Origin of the sequence: Polaribacter sp. Q13, assembly GCF_016858305.2 — a bacterium.
GTDB lineage: Bacteria > Bacteroidota > Bacteroidia > Flavobacteriales > Flavobacteriaceae > Polaribacter.
This window is the reverse complement of record NZ_CP074436.1, coordinates 764,919-783,563: the sequence shown is the minus strand read 5'-3', so window position 1 is coordinate 783,563 and position 18,645 is coordinate 764,919. Positions and strand designations below refer to the sequence as shown.

The 18,645-nt window shown below is 31.2% G+C and carries 16 protein-coding genes; 4 read left to right on the top strand and 12 right to left on the bottom strand.

Annotated elements, in window-relative coordinates:
* Positions 1-3: 3 nt before the first annotated feature.
* Positions 4-855 (bottom strand): sulfurtransferase, encoded by an 852-nt coding sequence (locus JOP69_RS03040; RefSeq protein WP_252191174.1) that lies wholly within the window; start codon positions 853-855, stop codon positions 4-6.
* 59 nt (positions 856-914) lie between these two features.
* Positions 915-2,240, bottom strand: coding sequence for a dicarboxylate/amino acid:cation symporter (locus tag JOP69_RS03035; RefSeq protein ID WP_203392913.1), 1,326 nt, complete (start codon positions 2,238-2,240; stop codon positions 915-917).
* Between the two features lie 121 nt (positions 2,241-2,361).
* On the opposite strand from JOP69_RS03035, the gene JOP69_RS03030 reads away from it, so the two are divergent.
* Positions 2,362-3,000, top strand: coding sequence for a DUF937 domain-containing protein (locus JOP69_RS03030; RefSeq protein ID WP_203392914.1), 639 nt, complete (start codon positions 2,362-2,364; stop codon positions 2,998-3,000).
* A gap of 116 nt (positions 3,001-3,116) precedes the next feature.
* Here JOP69_RS03030 and bshA read toward each other — a convergent pair whose 3' ends face one another.
* The 6 genes from bshA to dnaB form a co-directional block, all read right to left on the bottom strand.
* A complete protein-coding gene (gene bshA, locus JOP69_RS03025) occupies positions 3,117-4,253 on the bottom strand; it encodes an N-acetyl-alpha-D-glucosaminyl L-malate synthase BshA (RefSeq protein ID WP_203392915.1) in 1,137 nt (378 codons plus the stop codon).
* Between the two features lie 182 nt (positions 4,254-4,435).
* Positions 4,436-5,281, bottom strand: a complete 846-nt coding sequence (locus JOP69_RS03020) for a transketolase (RefSeq protein WP_203392916.1) — start codon at positions 5,279-5,281, stop codon at positions 4,436-4,438.
* A 130-nt stretch (positions 5,282-5,411) separates the two neighbouring features.
* Positions 5,412-6,596 carry an asparagine synthetase B gene (locus JOP69_RS03015; protein WP_203393149.1) on the bottom strand — a complete coding sequence of 395 codons (1,185 nt, stop codon included), beginning with the start codon at positions 6,594-6,596 and terminating at the stop codon, positions 5,412-5,414.
* 80 nt (positions 6,597-6,676) lie between these two features.
* Entirely contained in the window at positions 6,677-6,985 is a 309-nt protein-coding gene (locus JOP69_RS03010) for a type II toxin-antitoxin system RelE/ParE family toxin (RefSeq protein ID WP_203392917.1), read from the bottom strand.
* A 1-nt stretch (position 6,986) separates the two neighbouring features.
* Positions 6,987-7,214 carry a hypothetical protein gene (locus JOP69_RS03005; RefSeq protein ID WP_203392918.1) on the bottom strand — a complete coding sequence of 76 codons (228 nt, stop codon included), beginning with the start codon at positions 7,212-7,214 and terminating at the stop codon, positions 6,987-6,989.
* 203 nt (positions 7,215-7,417) lie between these two features.
* Positions 7,418-8,932, bottom strand: a complete 1,515-nt coding sequence (dnaB, locus tag JOP69_RS03000; RefSeq protein WP_203392919.1) for a replicative DNA helicase — start codon at positions 8,930-8,932, stop codon at positions 7,418-7,420.
* Between the two features lie 214 nt (positions 8,933-9,146).
* Between dnaB and JOP69_RS02995 the strand changes: the two genes are divergently transcribed.
* From JOP69_RS02995 to JOP69_RS02985, 3 genes are all read left to right on the top strand, one after another.
* Positions 9,147-10,223, top strand: coding sequence for a DUF3810 domain-containing protein (locus JOP69_RS02995; RefSeq protein WP_203392920.1), 1,077 nt, complete (start codon positions 9,147-9,149; stop codon positions 10,221-10,223).
* Between the two features lie 97 nt (positions 10,224-10,320).
* Positions 10,321-13,272, top strand: a complete 2,952-nt coding sequence (locus JOP69_RS02990; RefSeq protein ID WP_203392921.1) for an amidohydrolase family protein — start codon at positions 10,321-10,323, stop codon at positions 13,270-13,272.
* A 20-nt stretch (positions 13,273-13,292) separates the two neighbouring features.
* Positions 13,293-14,594 (top strand): amidohydrolase family protein, encoded by a 1,302-nt coding sequence (locus JOP69_RS02985; RefSeq protein ID WP_203392922.1) that lies wholly within the window; start codon positions 13,293-13,295, stop codon positions 14,592-14,594.
* 252 nt (positions 14,595-14,846) lie between these two features.
* Here the strand turns inward: JOP69_RS02985 and JOP69_RS02980 are convergent, their stop codons facing one another.
* The 4 genes from JOP69_RS02980 to JOP69_RS02965 all read right to left on the bottom strand — a co-directional run bounded on the left by JOP69_RS02980 (position 14,847) and on the right by JOP69_RS02965 (position 18,499).
* Positions 14,847-15,038: a cold-shock protein gene (locus JOP69_RS02980; RefSeq protein ID WP_087519757.1), complete on the bottom strand. Its 192-nt coding sequence runs from the start codon at positions 15,036-15,038 to the stop codon at positions 14,847-14,849.
* Between the two features lie 157 nt (positions 15,039-15,195).
* Positions 15,196-15,462: a hypothetical protein gene (locus JOP69_RS02975; RefSeq protein WP_203392923.1), complete on the bottom strand. Its 267-nt coding sequence runs from the start codon at positions 15,460-15,462 to the stop codon at positions 15,196-15,198.
* 189 nt (positions 15,463-15,651) lie between these two features.
* The gene (locus JOP69_RS02970; RefSeq protein ID WP_203392924.1) at positions 15,652-17,187 is read right to left on the bottom strand and encodes an SDR family NAD(P)-dependent oxidoreductase; all 1,536 of its coding nucleotides are present in this window, start codon (positions 17,185-17,187) and stop codon (positions 15,652-15,654) included.
* Between the two features lie 4 nt (positions 17,188-17,191).
* Positions 17,192-18,499, bottom strand: a complete 1,308-nt coding sequence (locus tag JOP69_RS02965; protein ID WP_203392925.1) for a DEAD/DEAH box helicase — start codon at positions 18,497-18,499, stop codon at positions 17,192-17,194.
* Positions 18,500-18,645 lie beyond the last annotated feature (146 nt).

Genomic DNA, 18,645 nt, shown 5'->3' with positions numbered 1-18,645 from the left:
TTTTTAAATTTCTATTGGTAAATTTTCTGTACTTCCCCATTCTGTCCATGAGCCATCATAAACAGCGTAATTTTTAAACCCTGATATTTCTGCACCTAAAGCCAATACAGCAGCTGTTATACCTGTTCCACAAGAAAAAATAAAAGCTTTATCTTCTGGATTTATTTGATTAAAGATTACTTTTAATGCTGCTTCAGATTTGAATGTTCCATTTTCTATGATCTCACTAAAAGGCAAACTTACCGAATTAGGAATATGTCCTCCTTTTGCGTCGCTTCTTGGTTCTGGTTCCGTACAATTAAAACGACCTTTAGAACGTGCATCGGTAATTAACAAAGTTTCATTTTTAATTGCATTCAAAATATCCTCTGTAAATTTAATTTTTTCTGGTTGATAATTCACCTTAAAATCACCTTTTAAACGTGTGTTCTTTTTCTGTTTTTCAACAAGATAATTATTTTCATTCCATTTTGGAAAACCTCCATCTAATACGGCAACATTTGCAAAACCCATTAATTGAAACATCCACCAAACTCTAGGTGATGAATAAATACCTAAATCGTCATAACAAACAATAATACTCTCATTATTTACACCCAACTTTTGTGCTCTTTCTTCAAATAATTTGGAGTCAAGCATTGTATTCGGAAATGGTGAAGTTACCTCAGAAAAAGTATATTTAATATCAAAAAACAAAGCGCCTTTAATCTGATATTTTTCATCAGAATTAGAGGTACTAGATTTTTCTGTTACTTTTGGGATGGTACAATCAAAAATAATTAGATTTTTATGATCTAAATTAGCTTGTAACCAATCTACAGAAACTATGGGTTTTGTTATTTTTAATGACATCATTTAAAAGACTTCTAAAAGTTCAGTCTAACAATTTGTTTGGTTAAAATAAAATAATAAAACTACTTTACGTCTTCATAATTATCATCCCATTCCTTTGGTTTAGGATCATGTAATTTACCTAAAGATTTTGCTACTAATACAGAAACCGTAGCATCACCTGTAACATTTACAACAGTTCTACACATATCTAAGGGTCTGTCTACAGCAAAAATTAGTGCTAATCCAATAGGTAATAATTCAGCAGGAAAACCAATAGATTCTAATACAATAACCAACATTACCATACCTGCACTTGGTACTGCTGCAGAACCAATGGAGGCTAATAAAGCAGTAGCTACAATTACCACCTGATTTGAAAAAGTGAGTCCTTCTGGCCAAATAACTTGCATAATAAATACGGCAGCAATGGCTTGATACAAACTTGTGCCATCCATATTTATAGTGGCACCAACAGGTAAAACAAAACCAGCTACTTCAGAATCTACCCCTAAATGCTCTTCTACTCTTTCCATGGTAACGGGTAAAGTTGCTGCACTAGAACTCGTTGAAAAAGCTAATATTTGCGCAGGACTTATTTGTTTTAAAAACCAAATTGGTGATTTTTTTGTGTAAACACTTATCAAAATTAAGTAGAACCCAATCATTAATAATAAACCAGCAACCACACAAAGAGCATATACTAAAAGTTTTAAAAGTATTTCTGTATCATCAAAAGCAATCATAACATTTGTTAATAACGCAAATACAGCATACGGTGCAAAAAGCATAATTAAATCTACCATTTTCATAACCACTTCATTTAATGAATCAAAGAAATCCATTAAAGGTTTCGCTTTTTTCTCAGGAATTAATAACAAAGAGATACCCACAAATATTGCAAAAAAGATAATTTGAAGCATACTTGCATTTCCTAATGAAGTAAAAATATTACTCGGAAAAATATCTACTAAAGATTGTAATGGCCCCGCATCATGTTGTGCTGTCGCTTTTGTTAATTTGTCTACAAGATCTGTAGAAGTCTCATATTTAATCTTAATTTTTTCTATGGTATCAGCAGACATTCCTGCTCCAGGTTTTACCACATTTACAATACCTAAACCAATAATAATAGCAACTAAGGTGGTTAACATATAAATAACCATGGTTCTAAAACCCATCTTTTTAATCTTAGAAATGTCTTTTAAATCAGAAATTCCTTTAATTAAAGAAGCCAAAATTAATGGTACCGCAATTAATTTTAATAAATTGATAAAAATGGTACCAAAAGGTTTTATCCAATCAGTTACAAAACCTTTACCTCCATCCACAGAATTCATTATAAAACCAAAGAGGATTCCAAGAACCATACCTATTAAAATTTTCCAGTGTAATGCTAGTTTTTTCATTAAATAGTTTAAAAATTAAGATTTTGAAAGATAAATAAAATATTAAAAAAATGCGTGACTTTATTCGTATATTGTGTCATAAAATTAGAAAACATTCATATTAATTATTAAAAACATAAAGATGGCAGGTATTTTAGACTTATTAAATAGTGATTTAGGAAAACAAATTATTTCTGGTGTTTCTGGTTCTACAGGAAATGACGCTAGCAAAACAGGTAGTGTATTAACAATGGCTTTGCCAGTTTTAATGAAAGCTATGGAAAGAAATGCTGCTACTCCAGAAGGAGCTGCAGGCTTAATGGGGGCTTTATCAGGCAAACATGATGGTAGTATTTTAGACAATTTGGGTGGTTTATTTAACGGTGGTGTAGATGAAAGCGTAAAACAAGATGGTGCCGGAATTTTAAGTCATGTTTTAGGAAGTAAACAACAAGGTGTAGAGCAAGTTATTGGTCAAAAAGCTGGTTTAGACGCAGGCTCTGTTGCTAATATTTTAAAAGTAGCGGCTCCATTATTAATGGGTGTTTTAGGTAAACAATCTAAACAAAATAACGTATCAGATTCTTCTGGATTAGGTAGTTTATTAGGCGGAATGTTAGGTGGTAATGATACTGCTAATGAGCAAAATTTCTTAGAAAAAATATTAGATGCAGACGGTGATGGAAGTGTTGTAGATGATGTTGCTGGAATGTTTTTAGGAGGTGACAATAAAAGTTCTGGAGGAATTGGAAGTTTATTGGGTGGTCTTTTTGGAAAATAAGATCCTTCTAAATATTTAACATAAAAAAAGGTTATCTAAAAAGAGTAAAATCTTGTTAAACTGAAATAAATTCAGATTGACAAAAAACTTCTTTTTTAGATAACCTCTTTTACATTTTATAAAATCTTGCTTTTATAACAAGACTTATATATTTCTTCATAAACAGGTAAAATATTTTCTAGTGAAAATCTTTTAGTATGTTCTCTGGCATTATTTTTAAAAGTTTCTAACGTTTTATCATCTTTTAATATAGAAATGGCATTTTTTGCCATATCTTTTACATCTCCTAACTCACTTAAATACCCAGTTACTCCATGTATATTTACTTCGGGTAAACCTCCTGTGTTTGTAGAAATTACAGGTGTTTTTGCCGCCATTGCTTCCAATGCAGCTAAACCAAAACTCTCTGTTTGAGAGGGTAATAAGAAAATATCTGAGTAACATAAGATTTTAGTAACTTCAGAACTGTTTCCTAAAAACATAACATCATCAGAAATTTTTAATTTATTTACTAAATTTTCCGCATTTACTCTTTCTGGCCCTTCACCAACTAATAATAATTTAGACGGAATTTCTTTATGCACTTCATAAAAAACCTTGATAACATCTTCTACTCTTTTTACAGGTCTAAAATTACTAATATGCGTTAAAATACGTTCATGAGGTTTCGCTATCGCAATTCTATTGCATTTTTGTTGATGTGATTTATCATACTTTTCTACATCAATAAAATTATAAATTACTTTAATGTCTTTTTTAATATTAAAAAGCCTGTTTGATGTTTTCTTTAAATCGTTAGAAACTGCAGTAACAACATCAGAATTATTAATACTAAATTCTACGGCTGTTTTATAAGTTGGATGACTACCCACTAAAGTAATATCTGTACCATGCAATGTGGTAACCACTTTTACAGGAATCCCTTTTTCTTTTAACATTTGTTTAGCCATGTATGCAGCATAGGCATGCGGAATTGCATAATGCACATGCAGTACTTCTAGCTCAAATTTTTCTACAACTTCTACCATTTTACTAGACAAAGCCAACTCATAAGGTTGGTATTGAAATAAAGGGTATTCTTCTAAAAGGACTTGATGAAAATGTAAATTATGCGAAATAAAATCTAATCGAACCGGCTGGTTATACGTAATAAAATGCACCTCATGACCTTTATCTGCCAAAGCCATTCCTAATTCTGTAGCTACTACTCCACTTCCTCCAAATGTTGGATAACAAACAATTCCTATTTTCATTATTTATTCAAATATTTTATGATTCATAAAATTAAAAGATCGATTTAACATCAACTTGTTAGTTGTAAAGATAAAGGTATTCTTACAGTCAAAATCTAAATAAAAGCATAAAAAAAAGCTTTTCAATAAAATTGAAAAGCCTTTTTAAATATTTTAAAAATTGAAGTTAACAATTCAAGTTTCTAGTAATCTCCTAAAGTAGCTGGGTTTTGAGCCAAAGCATTTTCTAACTGCTCATCACTTGGTGCTTTACCATGCCATGCATGTGTGTGCATCATAAAATCTACTCCATTCCCCATTTCTGTATGCAATAAAATACAAACTGGTTTTCCTTTTCCTGTTAACGCTTTCGCTTCCGCTAAACCTGCTAAAATAGCCTCAATATCATTTCCTTTTTCAACATCTAAAACATCCCAACCAAAAGCTTCAAATTTTGCTCTGATGCTTCCCATTGGTAAAACTTCGTCTGTAGAACCGTCAATTTGTTTACCGTTTAAATCGATTGTTGCAATAATGTTATCCACTTTTTTTGCTGATGCATACATAATTGCTTCCCAGTTCTGCCCTTCTTGCAATTCACCATCACCATGTAGAGTATACACTATTTTATCGTCTCCGTTTAATTTTTTAGCTTGTGCAGCACCTAAACCATTAGACATTCCTTGACCTAAAGAACCAGAAGCAATTCTTACCCCAGGCAAACCTTCATGCGTAGTAGGGTGTCCTTGTAAACGAGAGTTTAACAATCTAAAAGTAGCTAATTCTTCTACAGGGAAAAATCCACTATGTGCCAAAACACTATAAAAAACTGGAGAAATATGTCCGTTTGATAGGAAAAATAAATCTTCATTCTTTCCGTCCATTGTAAAATCTGTAGAATAATCCATTACTTCTTGATAAAGACAAGTAATAAATTCTGCACATCCTAAAGATCCTCCTGGGTGACCAGAATTTACTTTATGAACCATACGTAATATATCTCTACGAACTTGTTGCGTAAAATCTTGTAATTGTTGTGTTGTTGGCATTTTTTTATTTTAATTTGGACAAAAGTAATTTTTTTAATAGCAACTTACAAGATTATTTATAAGCAAAAATCAGCTTTATGAACAATTAAAATAAAATTTCTACAAAAAGTGAATTCTAAATACCAAAAATTTATGTTTTTTGCTTCTTTTTCTTTGCCGCAGGAAACAATACATTATTCAAAATTAAACGATAACCTGGTGATGTTGGATGCAAATCTAATTCGGTTTTAGGATCGCCGACTCTGTGGGTATAATCTTCAGGATCATGACCTCCATAAAAAGTAAACATTCCTTTTCCTTTGGTTCCATGAATATAACGTGCTTCTCTATTTACTTTGTTTTCACCTAAAACCAACACATTTGTTTTTATTGTATTTCTGTCGAATGAAGTTGTTTGCCCCATAAACCCTTTTACTAAAGTCGTATGATTTTGGGTTAACATGGTAGGCACAGGATCCCATTTTGCTGAAAATTCACCTAAAGAAAAATAATCTGATGTTTTTGGAATTTTACGCTTACTCGTCATATCTATGGTAGAAAACTCATAAGTTGTTGGGTTTTTAATTAACTGATAATCTTTAAAAGCAAAAGTTTTATTGTAGTTTATTTTCGATTGATAATTTAATTCAGATGCATCTCCATCAAACATAGCCTCAGCAATATCTACACCTTCTGCGGATAATGCAATATCAAAACTATCCGTTGCAGAGCACATGGCAAACATAAAACCGCCACCAATTACGTAATCCCTTATCTTTTTTGCAACCGCTAATTTTTCTTCCGAAACCTTAGAGAAACCTAGTTCTTTTGCCTGTTTTTCTGCTCTAAACTTTCCTTCTACGTACCAAGGTGCTGTTCTAAATGCTCCATAAAACTTCCCATATTGTCCCGTAAAGTCTTCGTGATGTAAATGCAACCATTCATATAATAGTAGTTTGTCTGCCAATACTTCTTTGTCATAAATAACATCAAACGGAATTTCAGCATACGTTAAAACCATGGTTACAGCATCATCCCAAGGCATTTTATCTTTTGGAGAATACACCGCTATTTTTGGCGCTTTTTCTAAAGTTACCGCATCTTGATTAGAAGATGGTGATGAAATTTCTTGCAATATCAATTGCGCTTTTGCATCCGAAATTATTTGATAAGAAACTCCACGTATTTTACATTCATTTTCTACAATCTTATTATTTTCTATTAAAAAAGCACCTCCATCATAATTTAATAACCATTTCGATTTTAAACTGGCTTCTAAAGAAAAATAAACAATTCCGTAGGCTTTTAAGTGGTTTTTCTGATTATCATGACTCATAGGCACATAAATGAATGATGCCCAAATTGAGTTTGAGATTAAGAGAAATATTAAGATTGTTAGGGATGTTTTCAAAAAAACTATCTATTTGCGTTATTAATTTTTTCAGGGTTTTGCCTTGTATCAAAAACATCAGTAATTAATATGCCTTCTTTTATAGGTCTATAAATAATTTTAAAATTTCCACTAATGAGATATTTATGGTTTTGATTTAAAACTTTTAAGGCGTTTTCTTCGGTTCCAGAATTAGGAAAATTTACTAACTGTTTTGTTGTAGAAAAAATATCTTTTTTTATATTATCAGCAATTATTTTATTCGCTTTCTTTTTGTAATAATAATGAATCTCTTTCAATATTATTTTAGCAAAATCAGACCAAATTATTTCCATTCTACCAATTTTTACTTTCCTTTTCTAAGTCTTCTTGAGTAGAATAGTTTCCTTTATTATAATCTAAATTAGCTTCTTCTGCTCTCAAAATTAGTTCTTCTTCAGTAAATATTGATAATTTAGAACCTTTCAATTCTAAAACAGATTCTTCTATCTTCTCAAACAGATTTTCATCTTTTAGAGAAACTAAATATTCTATTAAACTTAATTTTCTTGCTTGAATATTCATAAATAATTATTTGCTTTTCAAAGTTACGAAAATAAAAAGTAAATTTAAATCTAAAAATAAATATAAATAAATGATGTCTACTTTGAGTTAAAAAGAAGGAATAGAGTATGTTTAGTTAAGATTTGTTTCGTTTCTAAAAACTAAAATACACAATTGCTTTAAAGTAATTGTGTATTTTTATAATATTATAAATTCTTTATGTTTTAAAAAGGAACATCATCACTTCCAAAAGCATCTTTCGGGTCCACTCCTCCTTGTCCTGCAAAAGGATCTTCAGGGAAATCTGCATTCATAGACGATTGGAATTCACTACTAAATCCTTCTTCTAAATCTGAGAATTTTGCTAAATGTCCCGTAAATTTTAAACGGATATTTTCCAATCCACCATTTCTGTGTTTTGCAACAATAAATTCTCCTTGTCCCTCACATGGTGAATGATCATCATCATCCCACTCTGTCATTCCGTAGTATTCTGGACGGAAAATAAACGATACAATATCGGCATCTTGCTCAATTGCTCCAGATTCACGTAAATCAGACAATAAAGGTCTTTTAGATCCTCCACGCGTTTCTACCGCACGAGATAACTGAGAAAGTGCAATTACTGGTACTTCTAATTCTTTTGCTAAAGCCTTTAAGTTTCTAGAAATCATAGAGATTTCTTGTTCACGATTTCCATTAGATTTTCCACCGGCAGTCATCAATTGTAAATAATCAATTACAATAATTCTAACTCCGTGTTGAGATACCAATCTTCGTGCTTTTGCACGTAAATCAAATACAGAAAGAGACGGTGTATCATCAATAAAAATAGGTGCATCAGATAATTTCTTAACTTTTACGTTTAACTGTTCCCATTCGTGTGGTTCTAAGTTTCCTTTTCTTAATTTTTCTGATGTTAAGCCTGTTTCCGAAGAAATCATACGCGTAATCAACTGAACAGAAGACATCTCTAACGAGAATACGGCAACACCATGACCAAAATCAATAGCCATGTTTTTTGCCATAGAAATTACAAATGCCGTTTTTCCCATACCAGGACGTGCAGCAATAATCACTAAATCGGATGGTTGCCATCCAGAAGTTAAGGCGTCTAATTTGGTAAAACCAGTTGCCAAACCAGACATTCCTTCTTGGTTTCCAATTTCTTGAATTTTAGCCAAAGCTTGCTTTACTAAAGAACCTGCATCTTCAGAACTCTTTTTTAAATTCCCTTGGGTAACTTCAAAAAGTTTTGCCTCTGCATCATCTAATAAATCGAAAACATCCGTACTTTCATCGTAGGCATTTTCTATAATTTCACTAGAAATGGAAATTAATCTACGTTGAATAAATTTTTGAAGAATAATTCTAGCATGAAACTCAATGTGGGCAGAAGAAGCCACCTTTTGAGTTAAACGAATTAAAAAGAAATCACCACCAACAAATTCTAGTTTTCCATTCTTTTTTAACAAGTTAGATACTGTTAAAAGGTCAATTGGTTCAGAGTTTTGAAACAATTCGTAAATAGTTGCGTATATATCTTGGTGTTTCTGATCGTAAAAAGCATCGGCACTTAAAATGTCTATAACATCGTCAATACCTTTTTTATCAATCATCATTGCGCCAAGTACAGCTTCTTCTAACTCTACTGCCTGCGGCGGAATTTTCCCTTTCTCAAGTTGTACTAATCTTGATTTATCTATCTTTTTACCCGTAACAGGAGTCGTTTTTTCCATGGCTACAAATGTACTTTTTTAGGTTGAAATTGGTCTGTTAAACTTTGCTTTAATTTGTGAACATTTATTGTAAACAAAATTGTTATTATCTTGTTAATAACCAGTCAACTTCCAAAATGAAATGTTATTTTTACCAACAAGTTGAAAGTTTCAAAACAAGAATACCCTCTTTTTTGAATATATATAAACGCTTATTTAAGCCAAAATAGTATCCTTGAAAATTAATAAAAAACATTTAATACTTACAATTCTACTTCCAATTCAAATAATATCAATTCAATTGGCTGCAGAAAATGCTGCATTTATAGAAAAATACTATTCTAACGGAATCTACCCTCCTATTTCATCATTTTTTAGGATTATTTTAGGCTGGATTCCATTTTCTGTTGGTGATGTATTATTGGCTTTCGGACTCTTTATTTTTATTCGTTTTATAGTTAGATTGATAAAAGCCAGATTTAAAAACTTTATTTCCAAGATTATTCACTTTACAGCTGTTTTATCTGTCATCTATTTTTGTTTTTATCTCTTTTGGGGATTGAATTATTACCGAGAACCTTTGGCTAAAAACTTAAATTATCAACAAAACAAATACAGCACAGAACAACTTCAAAAAGTAACAGCACATGTTATTGAAAAGCTAAATGAATATCAATTAGAAATCACCAAAAACGATACCTTAAAGGTAGAAAACCCCTATTCTCAAAAAGAAATGTACACAATGGCCGTTTCTGGTTATGAAAATTTATCTAAAGATTTTTCGCAATTAAAATATCAACATAAATCTGTAAAAAGTTCTTTAATGAGTTTGTTACAATCCTATAATGGAACTGCAGGATATTTAAACCCGTTAACGGGAGAAGCACAAGTAAACGACAGACTTCCAAAAACTAGTTACCCAACTACAACCTGTCATGAAATGGCGCATCAAATTGGTTTTGCAGCCGAAAATGAGGCGAATTTTGTCGGTTTTTTAGCGGCAAATTATAATGATGATCTTTATTTTAAATACGCTAGTTATAGAATGGCTTTTGGGTATTGCATTTCCGAATTAAGAAAACGAGATAATTCTTTATCACAAGAACTTTGGAAAAGCGTTCACAAAGGAGTTTCTAAAGATTTTAATGCGAGTTATGTTTTTTGGCAACAATATAAAAATCCGTTTGAACCACTAGTTAAAAAAGGATACAATGCCTATTTAAAAGCAAATAAACAAGACAAAGGTGTGCAGTCTTATAATTATGTGGTCGATTTATTTATCAGTTATTTTGATCGTAGTAATCAATTATAAAACTCTTAAAATTATGTTAAAATAACTTCTTTTAACATTTTACAAAATGGTTCTAATTATTTTAGAAACTTAATTCACTTTATACAACCTAACTTATATGAGAAAATTACTCTTATTTTTCTCCTTATTTGTAGCTTTTTCTATGCACTCGCAAGAATATTTCCCTACAAATACAGGTGTAAAATCAACATTTAACAAAACGGTCGCTTTTAAAAATGCTACTATTTATGTTACTCCTCAGAAAATTATAACAAAAGGAATTTTACTTATAAAAGAGGGTAAAGTTTTATCTGTAGGTAAATCTGTATCCATACCAAAAGGAACTGAAATTATCGATTTAGAAGGAAAAATAATCTATCCTTCATTTATAGATATGTATGCCAGTTTTGGAATTGAAAAGCCAAAAAAGAGTCCTTCTAGCAGAAGAAACGAAAAACCACAATATGATGCCACCAGAAAAGGTTTTTATTGGAACGATCATATTAGACCAGAAACCAAAGCTGAAAATTCTTTTAAATTCGATGACAAAAAAGCTACTGATTATTTAAAAGCTGGTTTTGGAGTTGTAAATACACATTTACAAGACGGAATTGTGCGAGGAAACGGAATGTTGGTTGCTTTAAACCCTAACTCCTCTGATGCGTATAGAATTTTAGAAAATTCGTCAGCTCAATATTTATCATTTAGTAAAAGTACTTTATCTAAACAAGCCTACCCTACTTCTAAAATGGGTGCTATGGCTTTATTGCGTCAAATGTATTTAGATGCAAAATGGTATGCAGATGGAAATGCTAAAAATAAAGACCAATCTTTAGAGGCTTTAAATGCAAATAAAAGTTTACTGCAAATTTTTGAAGCTGGCAGTTGGCTAGATCTTTTAAGAGCAGATAAAATTGGTGACGAGTTTAATATTCAATACACCATTTTAGGTGGCGGAGATGAATATGAAAGAATTGATGAAATTAAAAACACAAATGCTAGTTTAATAATTCCTATTAATTTTCAGGATGCCTATGATGTTAGCAATCCCTTAATTGCAAAACAAATTGCTCTGGGTGATTTGCGTAAATGGAATCAGCAACCAACAAACTTAAGTGTATTAGCTAAAAACGGAATTAATTTTGCACTAACTACACACAAATTAAAAAAGACAGACGACTTTCTAAAAAACTTACAGAAAGCTATTAAATATGGTTTAAACGAAGAAAAAGCATTAGAAGCTTTAACTACGATTCCTGCAAAATTATTAGGTAAAACAACTATTGGTAATTTAAATAAAGGAAGTTATGCTAACTTTATTATAACTTCTGGTGCTATTTTCGATAGCAAAACAACCATTTATGAAAACTGGGTTCAAGGTGATAAAAATGTTGTGAATGATATGGATATCAAAGATATTACAGGTGATTATACTATAAGCGTTAATGGCAAATATTATTCACTTATCATTACAGGTAAGGGAGCAAAACAAACAGGTGTTGTAAAAAAAGGAGATGAAAAATTAAAAGCTACCTTTTCTTTTAAAGACGGACGGATTCACCTAACAATTAACGATGAAGGTTACACAAGGTTGATTGGTCAAATTATTAATGCATCTAATGTAATGCAGGGAACTGCTTATGATGAGGCTGGGAATGAATCTGGTTGGTCGGCATCAAAAACATTTAAAAAAGAAGCTAAAAAGAAAGAGCCTAAGAAAAAGAAAGAGGATTTAACTATTTTACCCATTAGTTATCCGAATATAGGTTTTGGTAATTTTAGCTTACCAAAACAAGAAACGATCTTAATCAAAAATGCCACCGTTTGGACTTCTGAAAACGATGGGATTTTAGAAAATACAGATATTTTAATTAAAGAAGGAAAGATTGCTGAAATTGGTAAAAACTTAAAGTCTAGAGCCGCAAAAACAATTGATGGAACCGGTAAATACGTAACCGCAGGTATTATAGATGAACATTCACACATTGCTACATCTGCTGTAAACGAAGCTGGTCATAATTCTACTGCAGAAGTTTCTATAGAAGATGTTGTAAATCCTAATGACATTAATATTTATAGAAATTTAGCAGGTGGCGTTACCTCTATTCAGATTTTACATGGTTCTGCAAATCCAATTGGTGGGCGCTCTGCAATTATCAAACTAAAATGGGGAGAAAATGTTGAAGGACTAATTTATAAAAATTCTCCTAAATTTATAAAATTTGCGTTAGGAGAAAATGTAAAACAATCTAATTGGGGAGAAAGTAATACTATCCGATTTCCGCAAACTAGAATGGGAACAGAACAAGTTTTTATAGATTATTTTCAAAGAGCAAAAGAATATGATGCTTTAAAGAAAAGCGGAAAACCGTATCGAAAAGATATAGAAATGGAAACTTTAGCCGAAATTCTTAATAAAGAACGTTTTATTTCTTGTCATTCTTATGTGCAATCAGAAATTAATATGTTGATGAAAGTTGCAGAGAAATTCAATTTTAACATCAACACTTTCACACATATTTTAGAGGGTTATAAAGTTGCCGATAAAATGAAGGAACACGGTGTTGGTGCTTCTACTTTTTCTGATTGGTGGGCGTATAAATATGAAGTTTTAGATGCCATACCTTATAATGCGGCTATTATGCACAACCAAGGAATTACCGTTGCAATTAATTCTGATGACAGAGAAATGTCTAGAAGATTGAATCAAGAAGCTGCAAAAACAATTAAATATGGTGGAATGTCTGAATTAGAAGCTTGGAAAATGGTAACCATTAATCCTGCAAAATTATTGCATTTAGACAACAGAACAGGATCTATTAAAATAGGTAAAGATGGAGATGTGGTTGTTTGGAGTGCTAATCCTTTATCTATTTACGCGAAAGCGGAAAAAACAATTATAGACGGAGTAATTTATTTTGATATTGAAAAAGATGTAGAGAAAAGAAAATCTATAAAAGAAGAGAAAAGTAAATTATTAAAAATGATGCTTTCAGAAAAAATGAAAGGTGGAAAAACTGTGATACCTAAGAAAAAAAGCAATCAGAACTTTCATTGCGATACCCTATAATCATTTAAAAAATAGACAAAATGAAAAAACAATATATATTTAGTTTGATGTGTTTCTTATGCTGTTTAGGAAACATTACCGCACAACAAACACCTGCACCAAAGCAAACCACTGCTTTTTCTATTGAAGGAGCAACCGCACATTTAGGAAATGGAAAAGTAATTGAAAATTCACTAATCATGTTCGAAAATGGAAAAATTGCTTTTGTAGGTTCTGCAATGATGCGAATTGCAAGAATGGGTACCATTATAAATGCAACCGGAAAACATATTTATCCGGGGTTTATTGCCGCTAATTCCTCTTTAGGTTTGGTAGAAATAGATGCTGTAAGAGCTACAGATGATGAAGACGAAGTAGGTTCTATGCTACCACATATTAGAAGTTTAATTGCCTATAATGCAGAGAGTAAGGTAACAGAATCTATGAGGCCAAATGGTGTTTTTATGGGACAAATAACTCCTCGTGGTGGCACCATTTCAGGAACTTCATCTATTGTGCAATTTGATGCCTGGAACTGGGAAGACGCTGTTCTTAAAAAAGATGATGCCGTTCATATTAATTGGCCTTCTAGTTTAACTCGGGGTCGTTATTGGATGGGCGAAGATCCTGCTTTAAAGGAAGATGATAAATATGCAGAAAAAATTGCTAAGATTTCTACTTTCTTTTTAGATGCTAAAAATTATTTAAATAGTAACTCTTCTATAGAAAACCTTCCTTTTAGAGCTACAAAAGGACTATTTAACGGTAGTCAAAAGATTTTTATACATGTAAATGGTGAAAAAGAAATTACAGATGCCATTCAATCTTTTAAAAAATTAGGAATTAAAAACATGGTATTAGTGCATGCAAAAGGTGTAGAAAATGTAGCCAATTTATTGCTTCAAAACAAGATTCCGGTTGTTATAGAAAGAGCTCATAGAGTTCCAGATGCTGAAGATGATGATTACGACTTGCCGTATAGAAATGCTAAGATTTTAATTGATAAAGGTATTACAGTAGGTTTAGGTATGGAAGGACAAATGGAACGTATGAATACTAGAAATTTACCTTTTTATGCAGGAACCTATGCTGCTTATGGGATTGATAAGGAAGAAGCCTTAAAAATGATTACTTCTAATAATGCTAAAATATTAGGAATTGATGATTTAGTAGGTACCTTAGAAGTTGGTAAAGATGCTACACTATTTGTTTCTAAAGGTGATGCTTTAGATATGAGAGGTAACATTCTAACGGATGCTTTTATACAAGGAAGAAAAATTAGCTTAGAAACACATCAAACAAAACTTTGGAAACGTTACACTAATAAATACAAAACTAAATAACATTATAAAAAAGGTTGTCTAAAAAAGAAGAATTTTGTCAATCTGAATTTATTTCAGATTCTTATAAAGATAGATTTTCGGTAAGTTCAAATACTGAAACAAGAATGTGGCAAGATATAATTCTTTAAAGACAACCTTTTTTAATTCTTTTATAGTCTAAGGTAATCTTAGAATAGTTTTTTCTAAAGAATTGTAACAAAAAAAAGCCCATCAATTAATTGATGGGCTTTTATAAAACTTTAAGTATATTTCTTAGATAACTTTTACGTTAACTGCGTTTAAACCTTTGTTTCCTTCTTGTAAGTCGAATTCAACTTCGTCACCTTCTCTAATTTCATCAATTAAACCAGAAACGTGTACAAAATGATCTTTGCTTACTCCTTCTTCAGTAATAAAACCAAATCCTTTTGTTTCGTTGAAAAACTTTACTGTACCTTTACTCATAATAATGTTGTTAAATTTATAATACTAATTATATTGCAAAGATGGTTCCATTTTTCTGATATACAACCTTATAATTGAATTCTTTTTTATTTTTTATTTTATTTATCATTTTACTCAACAAAACCTATCTATAAAATACAGTCTTTAAAAGCAATACTTACACTATTATCTTCTCAAAATAAATTCCTAAGAAAGTATCTACCTTATCTTTTATAGTATTAATGGAATGTTTTTCTTTCCTGTAAATTGTTACATTTTCTTCTACTCTATTTCTACTGATACTTTCTTGAACTTCAACAATACGCACTCCGTTGATATTTTCTAACAAATTTTTTAATCCAACATCAAACGAAGTATCACTTAAATATATTTTTAAGGTTTGTTCTTTTGGTGAATTTCTAATTTCAGTTCTAAATGCTAACATAATTATAAGTTTTAAGTGGTTCATAAATAATGTTACAAGAAAGTAACTTTTCTAAGTTACTGATTTTGTTTCATATGAACAAAAAAAACGAACAAAATGAACTATAAAAAAAGGAATACTTATGATTTTAGACCATTAGTATTCCTTTTAAAATTTTATTCTTACCTTAAAATAAGGTACTTTAAAATGCTACCAATCTATTGGAAAATAATCTTTTAAGAATTTACCCGACCAATGTTTTCCTGTATTAATTCCGTCAATTAAAGGATCCATAACTCTTGCGGCACCATCTACAATATCTAATGGTGGCTGAAAATCGTGCGTTTCTACTTTATGCTTAGATAATTCTGCAGGATCTTCATCTGTAACCCAACCTGTATCAACTGCGTTCATATAAATACCTTTCTTGGCAAATGTAGATGCAGAAGTATGCGTTAACATATTTAAGGCCGCTTTTGCCATATTTGTATGCGGATGTCTGTCGACCTTTTTAAATCGATGGAACTTCCCTTCCATCGCAGTTACATTGATAATGTGTTTTTTACCCGTATTTTCTTTCATCATTAAATTAGACAAACGATTACACAATACAAACGGAGCCACAGCATTTACCAACTGTACTTCCACCATTTCTGTAGTTTCTATTTCTCCTAATTTTAAACGCCAACTGTTGGTTTTTCTTAAATCTACTTGTTGTAAATCTGCATCTAATTCGCCTTCCGGAAAAACTTCTGCCGTTTGTAATGAATTATCAAAACTATACGGAATTTGAGATAATTCAGCAGAGTTTCTTAAGCCTATTCCTGGTTCTGGTCCGTGCCAAGTAACTGGCAACACATTATTTTTATCGGTTTTAGCAGTAGATACACTTAAGCTAGACAATTCTTCTAAACAACCTTCATGATCCTGTAATAACCTTTGTGCTAACTTTGGTAATTGATCTATCGGTTTCTTTTCGTTTTCCATTAAATGGTGATAAAAACCAGACGGACGTCTTACAGTTTGCGCTGCATTATTAATTAAAATATCTAATCGATCGTATTTTTGTTCTATATAATTACAGAAAATCTCTACACTTGGTATGTGTCTTAAATCTAAGCCGTGAATATGCAAACGATGACTCCAATCTTTATAATCTTCTTCTTTAGCAAAACGAATCGCTGAATCTGCAGGAAAACGAGTTGTTGCCACAACGGTTGCTCCAGAACGTAAACACATTAAGGTAATGTGATATCCGATTTTTAATCGAGAACCTGTAATTACAGCTACTTGACCTTTTAAATCTGTTGTTTGAAAACGTTTTGCGTAATTTAAATCGCCACATTCTGTACACATCGTATCGTAAAAATGATGCAACTTGGTAAAAACCTTTTTACATACATAACAATTTCTAGGCGATTCTAATTCTGGCGTATCTTCATTTAATTCTGCTGCCCCTAATAATTTTGGCGCTACAAATAATGCAGCTTCTCTTGCAGAACGAATTCCAGTAGATTTTCTAGCGTGTTTATCGCTTTCAATCATTTTACGTTTTGCCGCTTTTTTAGCGTCTTTACGTCTGCGCTGAAATTCATCACGATTAGGACGAGACAATTCGCCAGCAACTTTAAAAAGTGCGACTCTTTGCTCCTCTGGCAATTCAAAAAGTTGATTCGTGTCTTCCAATAACTTTTGAAGGGTATTGATACACGAACTTACCTCTGTATTTAATTCTTTATTACTCATATTCTTACACTTCGTAAATACGTACTTTTTTCTTTTTTAAACGAGAGTTGTTTAGTTTCTCTATCAATTCTTCTGTTAATGTTGATGGAACTGCCACAAAAGCACAATCTTGTTTCAACTCTATTGCACCTAATTGATCTTTGCTTAATTTTCCTTGTTTTATAAACAAACCAGCAATATCTCCTTTAGAAATTTTATCTTTTCTACCTCCAGATATAAATAAAGTTTCCCAAAAAATAGGACTTCTTTCTGCTTGTTTAGAAATATCTTGTACATCAGCATTTTTAATGAAATCTGGTAAACGTTCGTCTTTCCATTTTAAAACAAATGCAGTTCCTTCTGCAGAAACTCTTGCTGTACGTCCATTTCTGTGTGTAAACTCTTCAACTGCTTGTGGTAATTCATAATGAATTATAAAACTCATTTCTGGTACATCGATACCTCTTGCAGCTAAATCTGTAGCTATTAACAATTGATTGGTTCCGTTTCTAAATTTAATTAAAGAACGTTCTCTATCCTTTTGTTCCATCCCTCCACTAAAACAGCCATGTTTTATATTCTTACTCTCTAAAAATGTACTTACATTATTTATAGAATCTTTTAAATTACAAAAAACGATACCTTGCTTATTTCCTAAATGATTTAGTAAATGTAATAAGGTATTTAGTTTATTTTTAGCCGGAGAAACTACTGTTCTTACTTGTAATTTAGATGTTACCGCTTTTAAATAATTAATTGTATTTGGTTTACTTAAACCTACAAAGTCAGGAATATCAACTCCTTGTGTTGCAGAAGTTAATATGCGTTTATTTAAAGATAATTGATTGATAATATTACGCATTTCATATTCAAAACCGACCTCTAAAGATTTATCAAATTCATCTAAAATTAGAGTTTTAATATACTCTTTAGAAAAACGATCGTTTGCAAAATGATCGGATATTCTACCTGGTGTTCCTATTAAAATTGCAGGAATATGTTTTAATTCTATCTTATCTTTAGACATCGGTCTACCACCATACACCGCATTTACTTTAAAACCAGAACCCATAGAACGAATTACCTGTTCTATTTGAATTGCTAATTCTCTAGAAGGGACTAAAATTAAAGCTTGTACTTCTTCTAAATTTGGATCTAAAAACTCTAATAAAGGTAAAGAAAAAGCCAATGTTTTTCCTGTTCCTGTTGGAGAAAGTAATATTACATTATCGTTTTTGTTAATGGTAGCAATCGCTTCTTTTTGCATCTGATTTAACTCAGAAATCTGCAATTTTGCTAATATATCTTGTTGACTTTTAATGTTATTTGCCATACTTATTTCTTTTTTTTAGTAAATCGTATCATTTACTTTTTTAATGATGTCTGGTTGAATAAAATTAAGACTAATACCAAATAAACATCAAAATGACTGATTAAATTCATTTCTTTTTCCTTACTAATTCAATATAAAATAGAATC